This window comes from Kitasatospora sp. NPDC054795 (assembly GCF_053611565.1).
Genome location: NZ_JBSHAP010000062.1, coordinates 17,566 through 37,396 on the forward strand (window position 1 = coordinate 17,566; position 19,831 = coordinate 37,396).

Annotated in this window: 17 protein-coding genes; 15 read left to right on the plus strand and 2 right to left on the minus strand. The window is 71.7% G+C overall.

The genetic code is table 11. The annotated features are described in order from the left end of the window. The first annotated feature begins 50 nt into the window (after positions 1 to 50). The 9 genes from ACWGJO_RS22580 to ACWGJO_RS22620 all read left to right on the plus strand — a co-directional run bounded on the left by ACWGJO_RS22580 (position 51) and on the right by ACWGJO_RS22620 (position 10,135). Entirely contained in the window at positions 51 to 809 is a 759-nt protein-coding gene (locus tag ACWGJO_RS22580; RefSeq protein WP_049651428.1) for a YebC/PmpR family DNA-binding transcriptional regulator, read from the plus strand. A gap of 152 nt (positions 810 to 961) precedes the next feature. Further along, positions 962 to 1,513 (plus strand): crossover junction endodeoxyribonuclease RuvC, encoded by a 552-nt coding sequence (gene ruvC / locus ACWGJO_RS22585; RefSeq protein ID WP_452186267.1) that lies wholly within the window; start codon positions 962 to 964, stop codon positions 1,511 to 1,513. Beyond that, complete coding sequence (gene ruvA, locus ACWGJO_RS22590; protein ID WP_359897474.1) at positions 1,510 to 2,121, plus strand: Holliday junction branch migration protein RuvA; 612 nt, start codon at positions 1,510 to 1,512, stop codon at positions 2,119 to 2,121. Before ruvC ends, ruvA begins: the two co-directional genes overlap by 4 nt. A gap of 53 nt (positions 2,122 to 2,174) precedes the next feature. Next, the gene (gene ruvB, locus ACWGJO_RS22595; RefSeq protein ID WP_387732153.1) at positions 2,175 to 3,245 is read left to right on the plus strand and encodes a Holliday junction branch migration DNA helicase RuvB; all 1,071 of its coding nucleotides are present in this window, start codon (positions 2,175 to 2,177) and stop codon (positions 3,243 to 3,245) included. Between the two features lie 260 nt (positions 3,246 to 3,505). After that, positions 3,506 to 3,907 carry a preprotein translocase subunit YajC gene (yajC, locus tag ACWGJO_RS22600; protein WP_387731677.1) on the plus strand — a complete coding sequence of 134 codons (402 nt, stop codon included), beginning with the start codon at positions 3,506 to 3,508 and terminating at the stop codon, positions 3,905 to 3,907. A 147-nt stretch (positions 3,908 to 4,054) separates the two neighbouring features. After that, positions 4,055 to 5,836 (plus strand): protein translocase subunit SecD, encoded by a 1,782-nt coding sequence (gene secD, locus ACWGJO_RS22605; protein ID WP_452186231.1) that lies wholly within the window; start codon positions 4,055 to 4,057, stop codon positions 5,834 to 5,836. A gap of 4 nt (positions 5,837 to 5,840) precedes the next feature. After that, positions 5,841 to 6,929, plus strand: a complete 1,089-nt coding sequence (secF, locus tag ACWGJO_RS22610) for a protein translocase subunit SecF (protein WP_452186233.1) — start codon at positions 5,841 to 5,843, stop codon at positions 6,927 to 6,929. A 47-nt stretch (positions 6,930 to 6,976) separates the two neighbouring features. Further along, positions 6,977 to 7,528 carry an adenine phosphoribosyltransferase gene (locus ACWGJO_RS22615; RefSeq protein ID WP_452186235.1) on the plus strand — a complete coding sequence of 184 codons (552 nt, stop codon included), beginning with the start codon at positions 6,977 to 6,979 and terminating at the stop codon, positions 7,526 to 7,528. Positions 7,529 to 7,624: 96 nt separating this feature from the next. Continuing rightward, positions 7,625 to 10,135 carry a RelA/SpoT family protein gene (locus ACWGJO_RS22620; RefSeq protein WP_452186237.1) on the plus strand — a complete coding sequence of 837 codons (2,511 nt, stop codon included), beginning with the start codon at positions 7,625 to 7,627 and terminating at the stop codon, positions 10,133 to 10,135. Between the two features lie 65 nt (positions 10,136 to 10,200). Here the strand turns inward: ACWGJO_RS22620 and ACWGJO_RS22625 are convergent, their stop codons facing one another. Together ACWGJO_RS22625 and ACWGJO_RS22630 are read right to left on the minus strand one after the other, a co-directional pair. Next, complete coding sequence (locus tag ACWGJO_RS22625; RefSeq protein ID WP_452186239.1) at positions 10,201 to 11,430, minus strand: DUF349 domain-containing protein; 1,230 nt, start codon at positions 11,428 to 11,430, stop codon at positions 10,201 to 10,203. A gap of 265 nt (positions 11,431 to 11,695) precedes the next feature. After that, positions 11,696 to 12,541, minus strand: coding sequence for a peptidylprolyl isomerase (locus ACWGJO_RS22630; RefSeq protein ID WP_380546473.1), 846 nt, complete (start codon positions 12,539 to 12,541; stop codon positions 11,696 to 11,698). A gap of 250 nt (positions 12,542 to 12,791) precedes the next feature. Here ACWGJO_RS22630 and ACWGJO_RS22635 point away from each other — a divergent pair, with 250 nt between their 5' ends. The 6 genes from ACWGJO_RS22635 (at position 12,792) to ACWGJO_RS22660 (ending at position 19,669) form a co-directional block, all read left to right on the plus strand. Beyond that, entirely contained in the window at positions 12,792 to 13,499 is a 708-nt protein-coding gene (locus tag ACWGJO_RS22635) for an MBL fold metallo-hydrolase (RefSeq protein ID WP_380351198.1), read from the plus strand. Between the two features lie 11 nt (positions 13,500 to 13,510). Continuing rightward, positions 13,511 to 14,773, plus strand: a complete 1,263-nt coding sequence (gene hisS / locus ACWGJO_RS22640) for a histidine--tRNA ligase (protein WP_452186241.1) — start codon at positions 13,511 to 13,513, stop codon at positions 14,771 to 14,773. Continuing rightward, entirely contained in the window at positions 14,770 to 16,560 is a 1,791-nt protein-coding gene (gene aspS / locus ACWGJO_RS22645; RefSeq protein ID WP_380546471.1) for an aspartate--tRNA ligase, read from the plus strand. The genes hisS and aspS overlap by 4 nt, the downstream gene beginning before the upstream one ends. Before the next feature lie 96 nt (positions 16,561 to 16,656). Then, positions 16,657 to 17,163 (plus strand): GNAT family N-acetyltransferase, encoded by a 507-nt coding sequence (locus tag ACWGJO_RS22650; protein WP_380546469.1) that lies wholly within the window; start codon positions 16,657 to 16,659, stop codon positions 17,161 to 17,163. A 170-nt stretch (positions 17,164 to 17,333) separates the two neighbouring features. Beyond that, positions 17,334 to 18,152 carry a polyphosphate kinase 2 gene (gene ppk2, locus ACWGJO_RS22655; RefSeq protein ID WP_452186243.1) on the plus strand — a complete coding sequence of 273 codons (819 nt, stop codon included), beginning with the start codon at positions 17,334 to 17,336 and terminating at the stop codon, positions 18,150 to 18,152. Positions 18,153 to 18,226: 74 nt separating this feature from the next. After that, entirely contained in the window at positions 18,227 to 19,669 is a 1,443-nt protein-coding gene (locus ACWGJO_RS22660) for a replication-associated recombination protein A (protein ID WP_452186245.1), read from the plus strand. The last annotated feature ends 162 nt before the right edge of the window (positions 19,670 to 19,831 follow it).

A 19,831-nucleotide genomic window follows, 5' to 3' on the forward strand; every position in this document is an offset into this window, starting at 1 on the left:
GGTAAGATCTCATCTGTTCATTTCCCTTTGGCGACGTAAAGGAGCTGGCGATGTCCGGCCACTCTAAGTGGGCTACCACCAAGCACAAGAAGGCCGTGATCGACGCCAAGCGCGGCAAGCTCTTCGCCAAGATGATCAAGAACATCGAGGTGGCGGCGCGCACGGGCGGTCCCGACCCGGCGGGCAACCCGACCCTCTACGACGCCATCCAGAAGGCCAAGAAGAGCTCGGTCCCGATCGACAACATCAACCGCGCCGTCAAGCGCGGCGGCGGTCTGGAGGCCGGCGGCGCCGACTACCAGACCATCATGTACGAGGGCTACGGCCCGAACGGCGTCGCGGTCCTGATCGAGTGCCTCACCGACAACCGCAACCGCGCGGCCTCCGACGTGCGCGTCGCGATGACCCGCAACGGCGGCTCGATGGCCGACCCGGGCTCGGTGTCGTACCTGTTCACCCGCAAGGGTGTCGTCATCGTCCCCAAGGCCGACGGCGTGGACGAGGACAAGCTGTTCGAGGTCGTCCTCGACCAGGAGCCGGAGGAGATCAACGACCTCGGCGACTCGTTCGAGATCGTCTCCGAGGCCTCGAAGATGGTCGCCGTGCGCACCGCGCTGGTCGACGCCGGCGTCGACTACGACTCGGCCGAGGCCAACTTCCTCCCCAGCATGCAGGTCGAGCTGGACGTCGACGGCGCCCGCAAGATCCTCAAGCTGATCGACGCCCTGGAGGACAGCGACGACGTGCAGAACGTCTTCGCCAACTTCGACATCTCCGACGAGGTCGGCGCGCAGCTCGACGCCGAGTGATCACTGCCCAGTGATCGTCGGTGAGTGACCGTTCTCACTGCCCGGCCCGGTGGTCCCTGGACCACCGGGCCGGTGTCGTCGGTCGGGTTGTCGGACCCGGGCGGTAGCCTGCGGAGGTCCTTCGTGGCGAGTGACAGGGAGACGGGCGAGTGGTGCGGGTACTGGGCGTGGACCCGGGGCTGACCAGGTGCGGGGTCGGCGTGGTCGAGGGTGCGCCGGGCCGGCCGCTGCGGATGGCCGGGGTCGGCGTGGTGCGCACCCCCGCCGAGGCCGAGATCGGGGAGCGGCTGCTCCGGGTCGAGCAGGGCATCGAGGCCTGGCTGGACGAGCACCGGCCCGACCTGGTCGCCGTCGAGCGGGTCTTCGCCCAGCACAACGTCCGCACCGTGATGGGCACCGCCCAGGCCAGTGCCGTCGCGATGCTCTGCGCGACCCGGCGCGGCATCCCCGTCACCCTGCACACCCCCAGCGAGGTCAAGGCCGCCGTCACCGGCTCCGGCCGGGCCGACAAGGCGCAGGTCACGGCCATGGTGCAGCGCCTGCTGCGGCTGGACGCGCCGCCCAAGCCGGCCGACGCCGCCGACGCGCTGGCGCTGGCCATCTGCCACATCTGGCGCGGCGGGGCGACCAACCGGCTGGAGGCCGCCGTCCGGGCCGCCCGGGCCACCCCCCGCTCCACTCCTCCGAAAGGCACCGTCCGATGATCGCCTTCGTGCAAGGGCCCGTGGCGGCCATCTCCTCCGGGACCGCGGTGGTCGAGGTCGGCGGGGTGGGCATGGCCGTGCAGTGCACCCCGAACACGCTGGCCGGGCTGCGGCTGGGCGAGCCGGCCCGGCTGGCCACCTCGCTGGTGGTCCGGGAGGACTCGCTGACCCTGTTCGGCTTCGCGGACGACGACGAGCGCGGCGTGTTCGAGATCCTCCAGGCCGCGCCCGGCGTCGGCCCCAAGCTCGCGCAGGCGATCCTCGGGGTGCACAGCCCCGACGCGCTGCGCGCCGCGGTCGCGGGCGGCGACGAGAAGGCGCTGGTCGCGGTGCCGGGCATCGGCAAGGCCAAGGCGGCCAAGCTGCTGCTGGAGTACAAGGACAAGCTCGGCGCCCCGCACGGCGCCGTCCCGGCGCAGAAGCCGATCGCCACCGGCCCGGCGCCGTGGAGCGATCAGCTGCACTCCGCGCTGACCGGCCTCGGGTACGCCCCGCGCGAGGCGGACGAGGCGGTCGCGGCCGTCACCCCGGAGGCCGAGGCGCAGGCGACGCCGGACGTCGGCGCCCTGCTCCGGCTCGCCCTGCGCGGCCTCAACCGGGCCCGCTGACCACCTGACGATCTGTCCATTTGTCGATACTGGAGACTCTGGAGCCCGCGACGATGTACGACCCGGAACCCGCCGACCGGCTGGTCACGGCCGCCGCCGACGGTGAGGACCAGGCGGTGGAGGCGGCGCTGCGCCCCAAGCTGCTGGACGAGTTCATCGGCCAGGAGCGGGTGCGCGAGCAGCTGTCGCTGGTGCTCCAGGCCGCCCGCAAGCGCGGCAGCGCGCCCGACCACGTGCTGCTGAGCGGGCCGCCCGGGCTCGGCAAGACCACCCTGTCCATGATCATCGCCGCTGAGCTGGGCGCGCCGATCCGGATCACCTCCGGCCCGGCCATCCAGCACGCCGGGGACCTCGCGGCGATCCTCTCCTCGCTCACCGAGGGCGAGGTGCTCTTCCTCGACGAGATCCACCGGATGTCCCGGCCGGCCGAGGAGATGCTCTACATGGCGATGGAGGACTTCCGGGTCGACGTGATCGTCGGCAAGGGCCCGGGCGCCACCGCCATCCCGCTGGAGCTGCCGCCGTTCACCCTGGTCGGCGCCACCACCCGGGCCGGCCTGCTGCCGCCGCCGCTGCGCGACCGCTTCGGCTTCACCGGGCACATGGAGTTCTACGCCCCGGCCGAGCTCCAGCGGGTGGTGCACCGCTCGGCCGCGCTGCTGGACGTGGAGATAGACCCGGCCGGCGCGGCCGAGATCGCCGGGCGCTCGCGCGGCACGCCGCGCATCGCCAACCGGCTGCTGCGCCGGGTCCGCGACTACGCGCAGGTCCGGCACGACGGGCAGGTCACCGTCGAGATCGCCGCCCAGGCGCTGGACGTCTACGAGGTGGACGCCCGCGGCCTGGACCGGCTGGACCGCGCGGTGCTGGACGCGCTGCTGAGGCTGTTCGGCGGCGGTCCGGTCGGCTTGTCGACACTGGCGGTCGCCGTGGGGGAGGAGTCCGAGACGGTCGAGGAGGTCGCCGAGCCGTTCCTGGTCCGCGAGGGCCTGCTCGCCCGTACCCCGCGCGGCCGGATCGCCACCGCCGCGGCCTGGCAGCACCTCGGTCTGACCCCACCGGTCCAGACCGTTCGCGGACGTGTTCCGGCGCAACCGGAGCTGTTCCCCGCCGATGAAAGTTGACCGCCATCGGCTGAACGGGTGAGTCGGTCCGGTCGGTTCCCATCCGGTGCTTCCGTGGTGGCACACGGAGGAGCCGGGAGTGAGGTCCGGGGAAACTGTGCAGGCGGAGGCTCGCCACTTTCGGTGGCAGGATGCGATGCTTGGCGTTGTCCGATCGATTCGGGGTCGCCTAGACTCCGCCGGACCGCCCCTCTCACCTGACGGGCCGACCAATACCACACAGGCCGCCGGCCGGCGGCCCGTAAAGGACCCTGGCTGCAGTGAACCTCATCATCCTTCTCCTCCCGATCATCGCGATCGTGCTCATGTTCCGGTCGCAGAAGAAGCGCCAGTCGCAGATGCAGCAGATGCAGACCGCGCTGGAGCCGGGGGCCGGTGTGCGCACCATCGGCGGTCTTTACGCCCAGGTGAAGGCGGTCAACGACGAGACCGTCGAGCTGGAGATCGCGCCCGGCGTGGTCACCCACTTCACCAAGAGCGCGGTCGCGGCGGTCCTGGACCCCCAGGAGTACGACGCGATCATCAACGGCCGCCCCGCCGATGACGAGCTGCCCGAGCCGGAGGCCGCCGACGCCGAGCCGGTCGAGGACAAGCCGCTGTCGCTCAGCAAGGACAGTGCCGAGAAGGGTGACGTCGAGGGCGGGGCTCCCGCGAGCAAGTAGTACGGACGGGCAACCCGCCCGGCCGCGCGGCACAGTGCCGCGAGCCCACAGGACCTCAGGGCCGCAGAACCGCCGGACCCCTGTCCCGCCACGAGCCGGACGGGGGTCCGGTCGGGGAAGTGGCATGGACAGGGAGAAACGAGCAAGGTGGCAACACCCAAGTCGCGCCCGCGCGACGGCTACCCAGGGCGGGCGCTGGCCCTCATCCTGGTCGTCACCGTCGGACTGGTCGCCCTCATGTTCGGGACGGGCACCACCAAGCCCAGGCTCGGGATCGATCTCGCCGGTGGCACCAGCATCACGCTGACCGCGAAGTCGACCGATCCCAAGGCGATCAGCAAGTCCAACATGGACATCGCCACCGGGATCATCGAGCGCCGCGTCAACGGCATGGGTGTCTCCGAGGCGGAGGTCCAGACCCAGGGCGACAACACGATCATCGTGAACATCCCCAAGGGCGGCAACCAGCAGAACGCGGCGGACCAGGTGGGCACCACCGCCAAGCTGTTCTTCCGTCCGGTCCTGGCCGTGGCGCCCAGCGGCGTCACCGCTCCGATGCCGACCGGCACCCCCTCCGCGGGCGCCACCGGCACCCCGGGGGCGACCCCGTCCGCCACCGCGACCGGCAGCCCCTCCGCGAGCGCCACCAAGCAGGGCCGCCCCGCGAGCGAGGCCCTGGCCGCCGAGGGCGCCAGCCCGACCGCCGCCGCCACCGGCGCGAGCACCGCGCCCTCCGCCGCCGCCACCGGCGCCCCGAGTGCCGCGGCCACCCCGCCGAGCGCCGCCGACCTCACCGCCGCGATGACCCAGGGCACCGTGCCGCCGGAGCTGACCGCCGCGTTCGCCGCGCTGGACTGCTCCAAGCCCGAGGTCCGCACCGCCCAGACCGGCGCCGATGACAAGGCCGTCGTGGCCTGCTCGCAGAAGCCCGAGAACGGCTACTACGAGAAGCTCGCCCTCGGCCCCGTCGCCGTGAAGGGCTCGGACGTCTCCAAGGCCCAGCCGAGCCTCGACACCCAGTCGGGTGCGGGCTGGCAGGTCCAGCTGCAGTTCAACGGCACCGGCACCGACGACTTCACCAAGATCACCGGCCAGCTCGCCACCCAGGCCCCGCCGAACAACCAGTTCGCGATCGTGCTGGACAACCAGGTCGTCTCGCACCCCGAGGTCAAGAACGCGATTCCCGGCGGCAGCGCCGTGATCACCGGCCGCTTCACCCAGACCGAGGCGCAGGACCTGTCCAACGTTCTCGGCTACGGCGCCCTGCCGCTGGAGTTCGTCAAGAGCGACATCACCACCGTCTCCCCGGCGCTCGGCAGCGACCAGCTCAAGGCCGGCCTGGTGGCCGGCGCGATCGGCATGCTGCTGGTGGTCGCCTACTCGCTGGTCTACTACCGCGGCCTCGGCCTGGTCTCGATCGCCGGTCTGCTCGTCTCGGCGGCCCTGACCTACTCGATCATGAGCCTGCTCGGCAACGCGATCGGCTTCGCGCTGAACCTGCCGGCGGTCTGCGGTGCCATCGTCGCGATCGGCATCACGGCGGACTCCTTCATCGTGTACTTCGAGCGCATCCGCGACGAGGTCCGCGAGGGCGCCCCGCTGCGCCCGGCGGTCCAGCGGGCCTGGCCGCGCGCCCGGCGCACCATCCTGGTCTCGGACTTCGTCTCCTTCCTCTGTGCCGCCGTGCTCTACGTGGTCTCGGTCGGCAAGGTCCAGGGCTTCGCGTTCACCCTGGGTCTGACCACGGCGCTCGACGTCGTGGTGATCTTCCTCTTCACCAAGCCGCTGATCACGCTGCTGGCCCGCCGCAAGTTCTTCCTGAACGGCCACCCGTGGTCCGGCCTGGACCCGAAGCGGCTGGGCGCCCGCCCGCCGCTGCGCAGCAGCCGTCGCCGTAACCCCTCCTCTGCCGCCGTGAAGGAGGCCTGACACCGTGTCACGCTTCTCCAACCTGGGCCACCGGCTCTACCAGGGTGAAGTCAGCTTCGACTTCGTCGGACGCCGCAAGCTCTGGTACTCCATCTCCGGCGTGATCGTGCTGGTCGCGGCGATCGGCCTGGCCATGGGCCTGCACCTGGGCATCGAGTTCAAGGGCGGCTCGGTCTACACCGTGGCCAAGCCCGGCCTGACGGTCTCCCAGGCACAGGAAACCGCGGACGGGGTCGTCTCCTCGCACCCGCTGGTGCAGTCGACCGACAACGGCAAGATCCGCATCCAGGTCAGCACCGAGGAGTCGAAGAGCTCCGACCAGATCCGCGCCGAGCTCTCGCAGAAGCTCGACGTGCCGCTGGACACCGTCGAGGCCCAGGTGATCGGCCCCAGCTGGGGCAAGCAGATCTCCCAGAAGGCACTCACCGGTCTGATCGTCTTCATGGTCCTGGTGACGGTCTACCTGGCGATCGCCTTCGAGTGGCGGATGGCGGTGTCCGCCCTGGTCGCCCTCATCCACGACCTCCTGATCACCATCGGCGTGTACGCCCTGGTGGGCTTCGAGGTCACCCCGGGTACGGTGATCGGCTTCCTGACCATCCTCGGGTACTCGCTCTACGACACGGTCGTCGTCTTCGACACCGTGAAGGAGAACACCAAGGGGCTCACCAAGCAGAACAAGCTCACCTACAGCGAGGCCGCGAACGCGGGCCTCAACCAGACCCTGGTGCGCTCGCTCAACACCACCGTGGTGGCCCTGCTTCCGGTCGCCGCACTGCTGTTCATCGGTGGCGGCTTCCTGGGCGCCGGCACCCTGAACGACATCTCGCTCGCGCTGTTCATCGGCCTCGCGGCCGGTGCCTACTCCTCGATCTGCGTCGCCACCCCGCTGCTGGCGCAGCTCAAGGAGGAGCAGCCGGAGATGAAGGCGTTGCGCAAGCGGGTCCTCCAGCACCGGGCCGCCGCGGCCGCCAAGGCCGAGGCCGCGGACGAGGAGCCGACGGGCGAGGAGCAGCCTGCGGGTATGGTCGGACAGCGTGGCCGCTCGGCCGGCACCTCCCGTGCCAAGGGCCGTCCGTCCACCAAGCGCTGACCCCGACCACGACCCCGGGGCCCCACCAGACCGTGAAGGACACCACCGTGACCACCGCCGACACCGCACTGGCCGAGCTGCTGAACAGCCGGATCCGCGACGTCCCGGACTACCCGAAGCCGGGTGTGCTGTTCAAGGACATCGCGCCGCTGCTCGCCGACGCCGAGGCCTTCGGTGCCCTCACCCGGGCGCTGGCGGACCGGGCCGCGGAGCTCGGTGCGACCAAGGTGGTGGGCCTGGAGGCGCGCGGCTTCGTGCTGGCGGCCCCGGCGGCCTTCGCGGCCGGGCTCGGCTTCGTGCCGATCCGCAAGCAGGGCAAGCTGCCCGGCGAGGTGTTCCGGCGCTCGTACGAGCTGGAGTACGGCTCGGCGACGCTGGAGGTGCAGTGCGACGCCTTCGCGCCCGGTGAGCGGGTGCTGGTGGTGGACGACGTGCTGGCCACCGGTCGCACCATCGGCGCCTCGCTGGACCTGGTGAAGGAGGCCGGGGCCGAGCTGGCGGGCGTCGTGGTGCTGATGGAGCTGGGCTTCCTGGACGGCCGCGAGCGGCTGGCCGGGCACCTGGGCGGCGCTCCGCTGGAGACGCTGGTCACGGTCTGACGGATCCGTCAGGAGGACGGCGGTCGGAACATCCGACCGCCGTCCTTCCGTTTCCTGGCCCGGCCGGATGAACACCCCGGCGCCCGGCTCGGTACCATGAAGATTCATCCCCTCCCGGTTGTCCCCGAAGGTCCGGGCCCCGGCAGGGGCCGGCCCCGGTGCCCCGAGGAGTTGTCCTTGCCCGACGAGGTTGTGCCCACGGCCGCAGCGGCCGCCCCCGAAGACCGTCCCACGCCCTCGGGGGCCACCCCGGCACGCCCGGCGCCGACCTCCTCGCGTTCGCTCGGCCCCTCCGGCCGCGGTTCCACCGGCGGTATGCGCGCCCGCCTGGCCCGCCTCGGCGGCCAGCGCTCCAGCGTGCTGAACCCCGTCCTGGAGCCGCTGTTCCGCTCGATCCGGGCGAACGACCCCAAGGCCGACCCGGCGCTGCTGCGCGACATCGAGAAGGCGTACGCGGTGGCCGAGAAGTGGCACCGCGGACAGAAGCGCAAGAGCGGCGACCCGTACATCACCCACCCGCTGGCCGTCGCGACGATCCTGGCCGAGCTCGGCATGGACGCCCCGACCCTGATGGCCGGGCTGCTGCACGACACCGTCGAGGACACCGACTACGGCCTGGAGACCCTGCGCAAGGACTTCGGCGACTCGGTGGCCCTGCTGGTGGACGGCGTCACCAAGCTGGACCGGGTCAAGTTCGGCGAGGCCGCGCAGGCCGAGACCGTCCGCAAGATGGTCGTGGCGATGGCCAAGGACCCGCGGGTCCTGGTGATCAAGCTCGCCGACCGCCTGCACAACATGCGCACGATGCGCTACCTCAAGCGGGAGAAGCAGGAGAAGAAGGCCCGCGAGACGCTGGAGATCTACGCCCCGCTGGCGCACCGGCTGGGCATGAACACCATCAAGTGGGAGCTGGAGGACCTCGCCTTCGCGATCCTCTACCCCAAGATGTACGACGAGATCGTCCGGCTGGTCGCCGAGCGCGCCCCCAAGCGGGACGAGTACCTGGCGACCGTCATCGACCAGGTCCAGGCGGACCTGCGCGGCGCCCGGATCACCGCCTCCGTCACCGGCCGGCCGAAGCACTACTACTCGGTCTACCAGAAGATGATCGTCCGGGGCCGGGACTTCGCCGAGATCTACGACCTGGTGGGCATCCGGGTCCTGGTCGACACCGTCCGCGACTGCTACGCGGCGCTGGGCACCATCCACGCGCGGTGGAACCCGGTGCCGGGGCGGTTCAAGGACTACATCGCGATGCCCAAGTTCAACATGTACCAGTCGCTGCACACCACGGTGATCGGTCCCGGGGGCAAGCCGGTCGAGCTGCAGATCCGCACCTTCGACATGCACCGGCGGGCCGAGTACGGCATCGCCGCGCACTGGAAGTACAAGCAGCGCGCGGTGGCCGGGGCGTCCAAGGTCCGCACCGACACGCCGACCCAGGTCCGCAAGGAGGACAAGGCCGGCGCCGTCAACGAGATGGCCTGGCTGCGGCAGCTGCTGGACTGGCAGAAGGAGACCGCCGACCCGGGCGAGTTCCTGGAGTCGCTCCGCTTCGACCTGGCCAGCAACGAGGTCTTCGTCTTCACCCCCAAGGGTGACGTGATAGCCCTGCCGGCCGGGGCCACCCCTGTCGACTTCGCCTTCGCGGTGCACACCGAGGTCGGCTACCGGACGATAGGCGCCCGGGTCAACGGGCGGCTGGTGCCGCTGGAGTCGACCCTGGAGAACGGCGACACCGTCGAGGTCTTCACCTCCAAGGCGGAGAACGCCGGACCCTCCCGGGACTGGCTGGGCTTCGTCAAGTCCCCGCGCGCCCGCAACAAGATCCGCGCCTGGTTCTCCAAGGAGCGCCGCGAGGAGGCGATCGAGCACGGCAAGGAGGCGATCGTCCGGGCGATGCGCAAGCAGGGCCTGCCGATCCAGCGGATCCTGACCGGCGACTCGCTGGTCACCCTGGCCCACGAGATGCGCTACCCCGACATCTCCTCGCTCTACGCCGCGATCGGCGAGGGCCACGTCGCCGCACCGAACATCGTGCAGAAGCTGGTGCAGGCGCTCGGCGGCGAGGAGGGGGCGACCGAGGACCTGGCGGAGACCGCCACCCCGACCCACGACAACCGCCGTGCGGTGCGCCGCCGGGCCAAGGGCGACCCGGGCGTGATCGTCAAGGGCGTCGAGGACGTCTGGGTCAAGCTCTCCCGCTGCTGCACCCCGGTGCCCGGCGACCCGATCGTCGGCTTCGTGACCCGCGGCAACGGCGTCTCGGTGCACCGCGCCGACTGCGTCAACGTGGAGGCGCTGAGCCAGCAGCCGGAGCGCATGATCGACGTCGAGTGGGCGGCCACCCAGTCCTCGGTCTTCCTGGTGGCCATCCAGGTCGAGGCGCTGGACCGCTCCCGGCTGCTCTCGGACGTCACCCGGGTGCTCTCCGACCAGCACGTCAACATCCTGTCGGCGGCGGTGCAGACCTCCCGGGACCGGGTGGCGATGAGCCGCTTCACCTTCGAGATGGGCGACCCGAAGCATCTGGGCCACGTGCTCAAGGCGGTGCGCGGCGTCGAGGGCGTGTACGACGTCTACCGCGTCACCTCCGCCCGCAAGTAGCGCGCGGGTACGCGGAAGGCCCCCGGGAGCTCCCGGGGGCCTTCCGCGTTCAGCGTTCGGGGCGGTCAGCCGCTGAACTCCTCCTGGCTGCGGTGCGCCTGCTCCAGCAGGGTCTGCACGCCGGCCAGCTCGGACTCCAGCTTGGCGGTCCTGGACGCGTTGCCGGCCGCGCGGGCCTTGTCCAGGTCGGCCTGGATCTTGTCGGCCTTGGCCTGGAACAGGCCCACCATGCCGGCCGCGCGGGCCTTGGCCTCCGGGTTGGAGCGCTTCCACTCGGCGTCCTCGGCCTCGCGGATGGCCCGCTCGACCGTGTTCAGCCGGCCGTCCAGCTTCGGACGGACCTCGCGGGGCACGTGGCCGATGGCCTCCCAGCGCTCGTTGACCTCGCGCAGCGCGGCCTTGGCGGTCTTGAGGTCGGTGATCGGCAGGATCGCCTCGGCCTCGGCGGCCAGCGCCTCCTTGAGCTTCTGGTTCTCCACCTGCTCGGCGTCCCGCTCGCTGAACACCGAGGAGCGGGCCTGGAAGAAGACGTCCTGGGCGCCGCGGAACCGCGCCCACAGCTCGTCCTCGATGTCCCGCTGGGCCCGGCCGGCGGACTTCCAGCGCGCCATCAGGTCGCGGTAGGCGGCCGCGGTGCTGCCCCACTCCGTGGACGAGGACAGCGCCTCGGCCTCGGTGACCAGCGCCTCCTTGGTCTGCCGCGCCTTCTCGCGCTCGGCGTCCAGGGTGGCGAAGTGCGCCTTGCGGTGCTTGGAGAAGACCGAGCGGGCGTGCGAGAAGCGGTGCCACAGCTCGTCGTCGCTCTTGCGGTCCAGCCGCGGCAGGCCCTTCCAGATGTCCACCAGGGCGCGCAGCCGGTCCCCGGCCTCCCGCCACTGGGTCGACTCGGCGAGCTGCTCGGCCTCGGTGACCAGGGCCTCCTTGGCCGTACGGGCCTCGTCCTGGGCCTTGGCGCGCGCGGCCTTGCGCTCCTCGCGCCGGCTCTCGATCTCGCCGGCGAGCGTGTCCAGCCGCTTGGCCAGGCCCTCCAGGTCGCCGACCGCGTGTCCCTCGACCACCTGGGCGCGCAGGTGCTCCAGCGCGGTCTGGGCGTCCTTGGCGGTCAGGTCGGTGGTGCGCACCCGCTTCTCCAGCAGGCCGATCTCCACCTCGATGCCCTGGTACTTGCGCTCGAAGTAGGCGAGGGCCTCCTCGGGCGAGCCGGCCTGCCAGGAACCGACGACGCGTTCACCGTCGGCCGTCCTGACGTAGACCGTGCCCTGCTCGTCCACACGGCCCCACGGGTCGCTGCTCATAGCGCGTCCTCCACATGACGTCGCGCCCGCGCCGGGGCGGCGCGCGTCCGTCGTCCACAGTTGATGTGCGACGGACCGAAAGAGTCCGCCGTCCCCGTCCGCCGTGCCTTGCTGCCGAGGGTGACGGCCAGGCGGGTGCGGGCACCCTATACAACGCCAACATAGGCGACCGGGACCGGTGCTGTCCGCATCCGGGCCGGGCGATTTCGGTCCGGGGCGCTGCGGGGACGGCGCCCAGGCCGCCCCCGCAGGGCCCCGGAGTAGGTCAACCCTTCGCCACCGTAACGGAGTTGAAGGTGACGTCGGCCATCGGGTGGCCGTCCGGCGAGCCCTCCAGGGTGCCCGCGGCGGCGATCTTCTGCACCACGTCCAGGCCCCCGGTGATCTTGCCGAAGGGGGTGTAGTTCGGCGGCAGCTTGGTGTCCTTGTAGACCAGGAAGAACTGGCTGCCGTTGGTGCCCGGGCCGGAGTTGGCCATCGCCACGGTGCCGGCCGGGTAGGTCGCGCCGGTCAGGTTCTCGTCCGCGAACTTGTAGCCGGGGCCGCCGGTGCCGCCCGGGACGGTCGCGCTGGCGGTCGGGTCGCCGCACTGGAGCACGAAGATGCCGTCGGTGGTGAGCCGGTGGCACTTGGTGTGGTCGAAGTACTGCTCGCCGGCCAGGAAGGCGAAGGAGTTCACGGTGTGCGGGGCCTTGGCGGCCTCCAGCGCGATCGTCACCTTGCCGCAGTTGCTGTCCAGCGTCATGGCGTACGAGCCGCTCGGGTCGATCGTCATGGGCGGCTCGGCCTGCCACTGCTTGCCGTTGGGCGCGCCCGGCGCCGGGGCGGCGCAGCCCTCGACCGGCTTGCGGGTCGGGGTGGTCGGCTCGTCGGTGCTGGTCGGCGCCGCCTGGGCGCTGTTCGCCGAGGCCTTCTTGTCGCCCTTGTCGTCGGAGCTGAACGCGCCGGTGGCGATCAGGGTGCCACCGCCGGCCAGCACCACGACGGCGAGCGAGGCGCCCAGGATCGTGTTGCGCCGCCTGCGTGCGGCCGCGGCCGCGACCCGGCGCTCCAACTGGCGCTCGTACTTGTCTCGGGCGAGCTGCCGCCGCCGTTGTTCGCTGCTGACCACCGGCCGTGTCTCCTACGGATGTGCGGGAAAAGTGGATGGATTCCGGAGCGGATCATCGCATCCCTCGGCGGCCAAGTGTAGGGACCGGGCCTGTAAGAACCCGGTGAACCTGCCGGGCCGCGGCGCCCCGTCACCGCTATCTGGTTCGCAACCGGACCCGCGGCGCCGGTAGGCTGCACCTACATCACCACTGGCAGCGATCACCACTGGTAGCCGCCGCAGCCGACCGCCGCACACCCGAAGGACGCGCGTGTTCATCGCCGGATTCCCCGCTGGAGCCTGGGGCACCAACTGCTACCTGGTCGCTCCGGCGGCGGGCGAGGAGTGCGTCATCGTCGATCCCGGCCACCAGGCGGCCCGCGGCGTCGAGGACATGGTCCGCGAGCACCGGCTGAAGCCCGTCGCCGTGCTGCTCACCCACGGCCACATCGACCACGTGGCCTCGGTGGTCCCGGTCTGCGGCGCCCGCGGCGTCCCGGCCTGGATCCACCCCGAGGACCGGTACATGATGTCCGACCCGGAGAAGGCGCTCGGCCGCTCCCTGGGCACCCAGCTGATGGGCGAGCTCACCGTCGGCGAGCCCGACGACGTGCGCGAGCTCACCGACGGCAGCGTGCTGGAGCTGGCCGGCCTGAAGCTCACCGTGGACCACGCCCCGGGCCATACCGGGGGGTCGGTGACCTTCCGGACGCCCGGTGCCGAGGACCTCCCCCCGGTGCTGTTCTCGGGCGACCTGCTGTTCGCCGGCTCCATCGGGCGTACCGACCTCCCGGGCGGGGACAGCGCGGCGATCATGAACTCGCTGGCCCGGGTGTGCCTGCCCCTCGACGATTCCACCGTGGTCCTCTCCGGCCACGGCGGTCAGACCACCATCGGCCGCGAGCGCGCCACCAACCCCTACCTCCGACAGGCAGCGGGGGCGGCCGGCGCCCCGGCTTTCCCGCGACGAGGAATGTGACGGAAGAGAAGTTGAGCACCTTCACCGCCCCCAAGGGCACCTACGACCTGCTGCCCCCCAGCTCCGCGACGTTCCTGGCGATCCGCGAGCGCATCGCCGCGCCCGCCCGCCGGGCCGGCTACGGCTACGTCGAGACCCCGGTCTTCGAGGACGTGAAGCTGTTCTCCCGCGGTGTCGGCGAGTCCACCGACATCGTCTCCAAGGAGATGTACACCCTCACCACCAAGGGCGGCGACGAGCTGTCGCTGCGCCCGGAGGGCACCGCCTCGGTGCTGCGCGCCGCCCTCCAGGCCAACCTGCACAAGCAGGGCAACCTGCCGGTCAAGCTCTGGTACTCCGGCTCGTACTACCGCTACGAGCGCGCCCAGAAGGGCCGCTACCGCCAGTTCTCCCAGGTCGGTGCCGAGGCGATCGGCGCCGAGGACCCGGCGCTGGACGCCGAGCTGATCATCCTGGCCGACGACGCCTTCCGCTCGCTGGGCCTGGGCAACTACTCGCTGCTGCTCAACAGCCTCGGCGACAAGCAGTGCCGCCCGGTCTACCGTGCCGCCCTGATCGAGTTCCTCTCGGGCCTGGACCTGGACGAGGAGACCCGCCGCCGCGCCGAGATCAACCCGCTGCGCGTCCTCGACGACAAGCGCGAGTCGGTGCAGGCCCAGCTCACCGACGCCCCGATGCTCCGCGACTACCTGTGCGAGGAGTGCAAGGCGTACGACGAGAAGGTCCGTGAGCTGCTCACCGCCAACGGCGTCGCCTTCGTCGACGACCCGAAGCTGGTCCGCGGCCTGGACTACTACACCCGCACCACCTTCGAGTTCGTGCACAACGGCCTCGGCGCCCAGTCCGCCATCGGCGGCGGCGGCCGCTACGACGGCCTGTCCGAGATGATCGGCGGCCCCGCGCTGCCGTCCGTCGGCTGGGCCCTCGGCGTGGACCGCACCTTCCTGGCCCTGGAGGCCGAGGGCGTGGACCTCGACCTGCCGGCCGCCACCTCCGTCTACGCCGTCGCGCTCGGCGAGGAGGCCAAGAACATCCTGTTCGCCAAGGTGGTCGAGCTGCGCCGGGCCGGCGTCGCCACCGACCTCGCCTTCGGCGTCAAGAGCATCAAGAACGCCATGAAGTCCGCCGACCGGTCCGGCGCCCGCTTCGCCCTGATCGCCGGGGACCGGGACCTCGCCGAGGGCGTCGTCCAGCTCAAGGATCTGAGCACCGGCGAACAGGCCCCCGTCGCCCTCGACGCACTCGTCACCACCCTGAAGGAGAAGCAGCTGTGATCCGCACGCACGACGCGGGCACGCTCCGCCCGGAGCACGCAGGCACCACCGTCACCCTGGCCGGCTGGGTCGCCCGCCGCCGCGACCACGGCGGCGTCGCCTTCATCGATCTGCGCGACGCCTCCGGCACCGTGCAGATCGTGGTCCGCGACCTCGACTCGGTGCACGGCCTGCGCGCCGAGTACTGCGTCAAGGTCGTCGGCGACGTCCGGGTCCGCCCCGAGGGCAATGAGAACCCGGACATCCCGACCGGTGCGGTCGAGGTCGTCGTCAGCGCGATCGAGGTGCTCTCCGAGGCCGCCCCGCTGCCCTTCCCGGTCGCCGAGTACGAGCCGGGCACGGTCAACGAGGAGGTCCGGCTGCGCTACCGCTACCTGGACCTGCGCCGCGAGGGCCCGGCCAAGGGCCTGCGCCTGCGCTCCAAGGTCAACAACATCATCCGCCGGGTGATGGAGGAGAACGACTACCTCGACATCGAGACGCCGTACCTCACCCGCTCCACCCCCGAGGGTGCCCGCGACTTCCTGGTCCCGGTCCGCCTCCAGCCCGGCCACTGGTACGCCCTGCCGCAGTCGCCCCAGCTGTTCAAGCAGCTGCTGATGGTGGCCGGCATGGAGCGCTACTACCAGATCGCCCGCTGCTTTCGCGACGAGGACTTCCGCGCCGACCGGCAGCCGGAGTTCACCCAGCTGGACATCGAGGCCTCGTTCGTCGACCAGGAGGACATCCTGGCCCTCGGCGAGAAGATCATCGGCTCCGTCTGGCGCGAGGTCCACGGCTACGAGATCCCCAACCCGCTGCCGCGGATGACCTACGCGGACGCCATGGGCCGCTACGGCTCGGACAAGCCGGACGTCCGCTTCGGCCAGGAGCTCACCGACCTGACCGCGTACTTCAAGGGCACCGACTTCCGCGTCTTCCAGGCCCCGTACGTCGGCGCCGTGGTCATGCCCGGCGGTGCCTCGCAGCCGCGCAAGCAGCTGGACGCCTGGCAGGACTGGGCCAAGGCGCGCGGTGCCCGCGGCCTCGCCTACGTCCTCATCGACGCCGAGACCGGCGAGCTGCGCGGCCCGGTCGCCAAGAACCTCTCCGAGGAGCACCTGGCCGGCCTCGCCGCCGCCGCGGGCGCCAAGAACGGCGACGCGATCTTCTTCGCGGCCGGCAAGGAGCGCGCCTCGCAGGAGCTGCTCGGCGCGGCCCGTCTGGAGATCGGCCGCCGCTGCGAGCTGATCGACGAGTCCCAGTGGGCCTTCCTCTGGGTCGTCGACTTCCCGATGTTCGAGCCGATCGAGGACGACAAGGGCCAGTTCCAGGGCTGGCACGCGGTGCACCACCCGTTCACCGCCCCGACCGCGGAGTCGCTGGCCACCTTCGACACCGACCCGGGCTCGGCGCTCTCCAACGCCTACGACCTGGTCCTCAACGGCTCGGAGCTGGGCGGCGGTTCGATCCGTATTCACCAGCGCGACGTGCAGAAGCGGGCGTTCGACGCGATCGGCCTCTCCGAGGAGGAGGCGGCCTCGCAGTTCGGCTTCCTGCTGGACGCCTTCAACTACGGCCCGCCGCCGCACGGTGGCGTCGCCTTCGGCCTGGACCGCATCGTCACGCTGCTGGGCGGGTACGACACCATCCGGGACGTCATCGCCTTCCCGAAGACGTCCACCGGCGGCGACCCGCTGACCGGCGCCCCGACCCCGATCACCCCGGCGCAGCGTCGCGAGGCCGGCGTGGACGCCCAGCCGAAGGTCCGCGAGGACGCCAAGGGCGAGGCTCAGCCCAAGTCCTGACGTCGCGTCATCCGCTAACCTGCAACGGCCCCGGACGGCTCGCCCGTCGTCCGGGGCCGGTCCACAACGGTGTGTGACACAGGGAGGGTTGACTCAATGCAGGTCACAACGAGAGTCGAGTGTCCGGACGACGTCCCGGCGACCAGACGCGTCCACATGGCCGCGTTCCCGGGGCCGGACGAGGCGGACCTGGTGGACGCGTTGCGCCGCGATCCCGCCTGGCTGCCCGGGCTGTCCGTGGTGGCGGTCGACGGTGCCGGGCTGGTGATCGGCCACGCGCTGCTGACCCGGCTGCGGGTCGGCGACGGCAAGGCACTGGCGCTCGCGCCGGTCGCGGTGGCGCCCGAGTGGCAGCGCCGGGGCGTCGGCGAGCTGGTCGTCCGGGCCGTGCTGGCGGCGGCCGAGGAGGCGGGCGAGAAGCTCGTGGTCGTCCTCGGCGATCCGGAGTACTACGGGCGGTTCGGCTTTGCGCCGGCCGGGCGGCACGAGGTCACCGGCCCGTTCGAGGTGCCGGAGGCGTACTTCCAGGCGCTGCCGCTGGCGGCGTACGACGGGGCCCCGCGCGGGCTCTGCCGCTACCCCGAGCCCTTCGTCGCCGTATAGAGCCTGCCTCCAGGCTCTTGCCCCGCCCCGAGCGCCGCTCCCTCGGGCGCCTCTCCCGGGGCCGGTCCACGAGACCGGCCCGGTCGCCACGGCCTCGCCGACCTGCGGATCCGGCCGCCGGCGCCTACGGTGAATGCTCATCAGCATTCGACCGAACGGAGGACCCGAGGGTGGCCGAGCAGCGGCGGACCGGGAAGCCGGGGAAACTTGCCAGGAGGCCGTACGAGCGGGAGCTGCTGCGGCTCCAGGAGGAGCTGGTGAAGCTCCAGGAGTGGGTGCGGGTCGAGGGCGCCCGGCTGGTGGTGGTCTTCGAGGGCCGCGACGCCGCCGGAAAGGGCGGAGCGATCCAGCGGGTGACGGAGTACCTGAACCCGCGCATCGCCAGGGTCGCGGCGCTGCCCACGCCGACCGAACGGCAGAAGACCCAGTGGTACTTCCAGCGGTACGTCGAGCATCTGCCGGCCGCCGGGGAGATCGTGCTGTTCGACCGCAGCTGGTACAACCGCGCGGGCGTCGAGCGGGTGATGGGCTTCTGCAGCGACGAGGAGTACTGGCAGTTCCTGCGCCAGTGCCCGACCTTCGAACGGATGCTGATCGAATCGGGCATCCTGCTGCGCAAGTACTGGTTCTCGGTGAGCGACACCGAGCAGGAGCGGCGCTTCCGAGGCCGGCTGGAGGATCCGATGAAGCGCTGGAAGCTCTCCCCGATGGACGTCGAGTCGATCACCCGCTGGGAGGACTACTCGCGGGCCAAGGACGAGATGTTCCTCCACACCGACATCCCGGACTCGCCCTGGCACGTGGTGGAGAGCGACGACAAGCGCCGGGCCCGGATCAACATGATCGCCCATCTGCTGTCCACCGTGCCGTACCAGGAGATCAGGGTCCCGCAGGTCAAACTGCCGCCCCGCCCGGCCTCGCGCGGCTACCAGCGGTCCCCGCGGGACCTGCAGAAGTACGTCCCGGACCACGCCGCCGGGCTGGAGTAGGACGGCCCCGTCGCGGGCCCTGCCGGGCTGTCCGGGGCCGCCGGGCTGTCCGGGGCCTCGCATAGGCTTCCGGTGTGGACGAACCGGACCTCTTCACCGCCGCAGCCGAGGAACGCCAGACCAGGGAGCCCGGCCGGGCGCCCCTGGCCGTACGGATGCGTCCGCGCACCCTGGACGAGGTGGCGGGGCAGCGGCAGCTGCTGAAGCCCGGCTCGCCGCTGCGCCGGCTGGTCGCGGGCTCGCGGGGCCCGGCGGCGACCAGTTCGGTGATCCTCTGGGGGCCGCCCGGCACCGGCAAGACCACCCTGGCGCACGTGATCAGCCAGGCGGTCGAGGGCCGCTTCGTGGAGCTGTCCGCGATCACCGCCGGGGTCAAGGAGGTCCGGGCGGTGATCGACGGCGCCCGGCGGGCGGTCGGGATGTCCGGCCGGGAGACGGTGCTCTTCCTGGACGAGATCCACCGCTTCTCCAAGGCCCAGCAGGACTCGCTGCTGCCGGCCGTGGAGAACCGCTGGGTGACCCTGATCGCGGCGACGACCGAGAACCCGTACTTCTCGGTGATCTCCCCGCTGCTGTCCCGCTCGCTGCTGCTCACCCTGGAGTCGCTGACCGACGAGGACATCCGGGCGCTGCTGCGCCGCGCGGTGGCCGACGAGCGCGGCCTGGAGGGCTCGCTGGAGCTGTCCGCGGAGGCCGAGGACCACCTGGTGCGGCTGGCCGGCGGGGACGCCCGGCGGGCGCTCACCACGCTGGAGGCGGCGGCCGGCGCCGCGCTGGAGAAGGGCGAGCCGAGCATCACGCTGGCCACCACCGAGACGGCGGTCAACCAGGCGGCGGTGCGCTACGACAAGGACGGCGACCAGCACTACGACGTGGCGAGCGCGCTGATCAAGTCGATCCGCGGCAGCGACGTGGACGCCACCCTGCACTACCTGGCCCGGATGATCGAGGCGGGGGAGGACCCGCGGTTCATCGCCCGCCGGCTGATGATCTCGGCCAGCGAGGACGTCGGCCTGGCCGACCCGACCGCCCTGCAGACGGCGGTGGCGGCGGCCCAGGCGGTGGCCCTGATCGGCTTCCCGGAGGCCCGGATCATCCTCTCCCAGGCCGCCATCGCGCTGGCGCTGGCGCCCAAGTCCAACGCCGCCTACCTGGCGATCGACGCGGCGCTGGCGGACGTCCGGCAGGGCCTGGCGGGCGCCGTCCCGCCCCACCTGCGGGACGCGCACTACGGCGGCGCGGGCAAGCTCGGCCACGGCCAGGGCTACCGGTACCCGCACGACCTGCCGGAGGGCATCGCCGCCCAGCAGTACGCGCCGGACGCGGTGCACGGCAAGGAGTACTACCGGCCGACCAGGCGCGGCGGCGAGGCCCGGTACGCGGACGTGGTGGAGTGGACGCGCGGGCGGCTGCGGGGGGAGCGCAGGGTGGAGGGCAAGGCCGGGAAGAAGGACGGGAAGGCGCCCGCGAAGCCGGAGCGGAAGGCAGAGGAGCAGCCCGGGGAAAAGGGCGAGTGATCCACCGGTATACTCGGTCGGAGTGCCATGTCCCGGGACGGCGGCGGGGGAGACCCCACCGACCGGCCGCACCAGCGGGGCACCGGCCGTAGGCCCCCTCCGAGGGGCCCGCACCAGGAGCGTCGCGCACCGTTTCGGTGTCGCGGGCGGCCCAGATTCTGG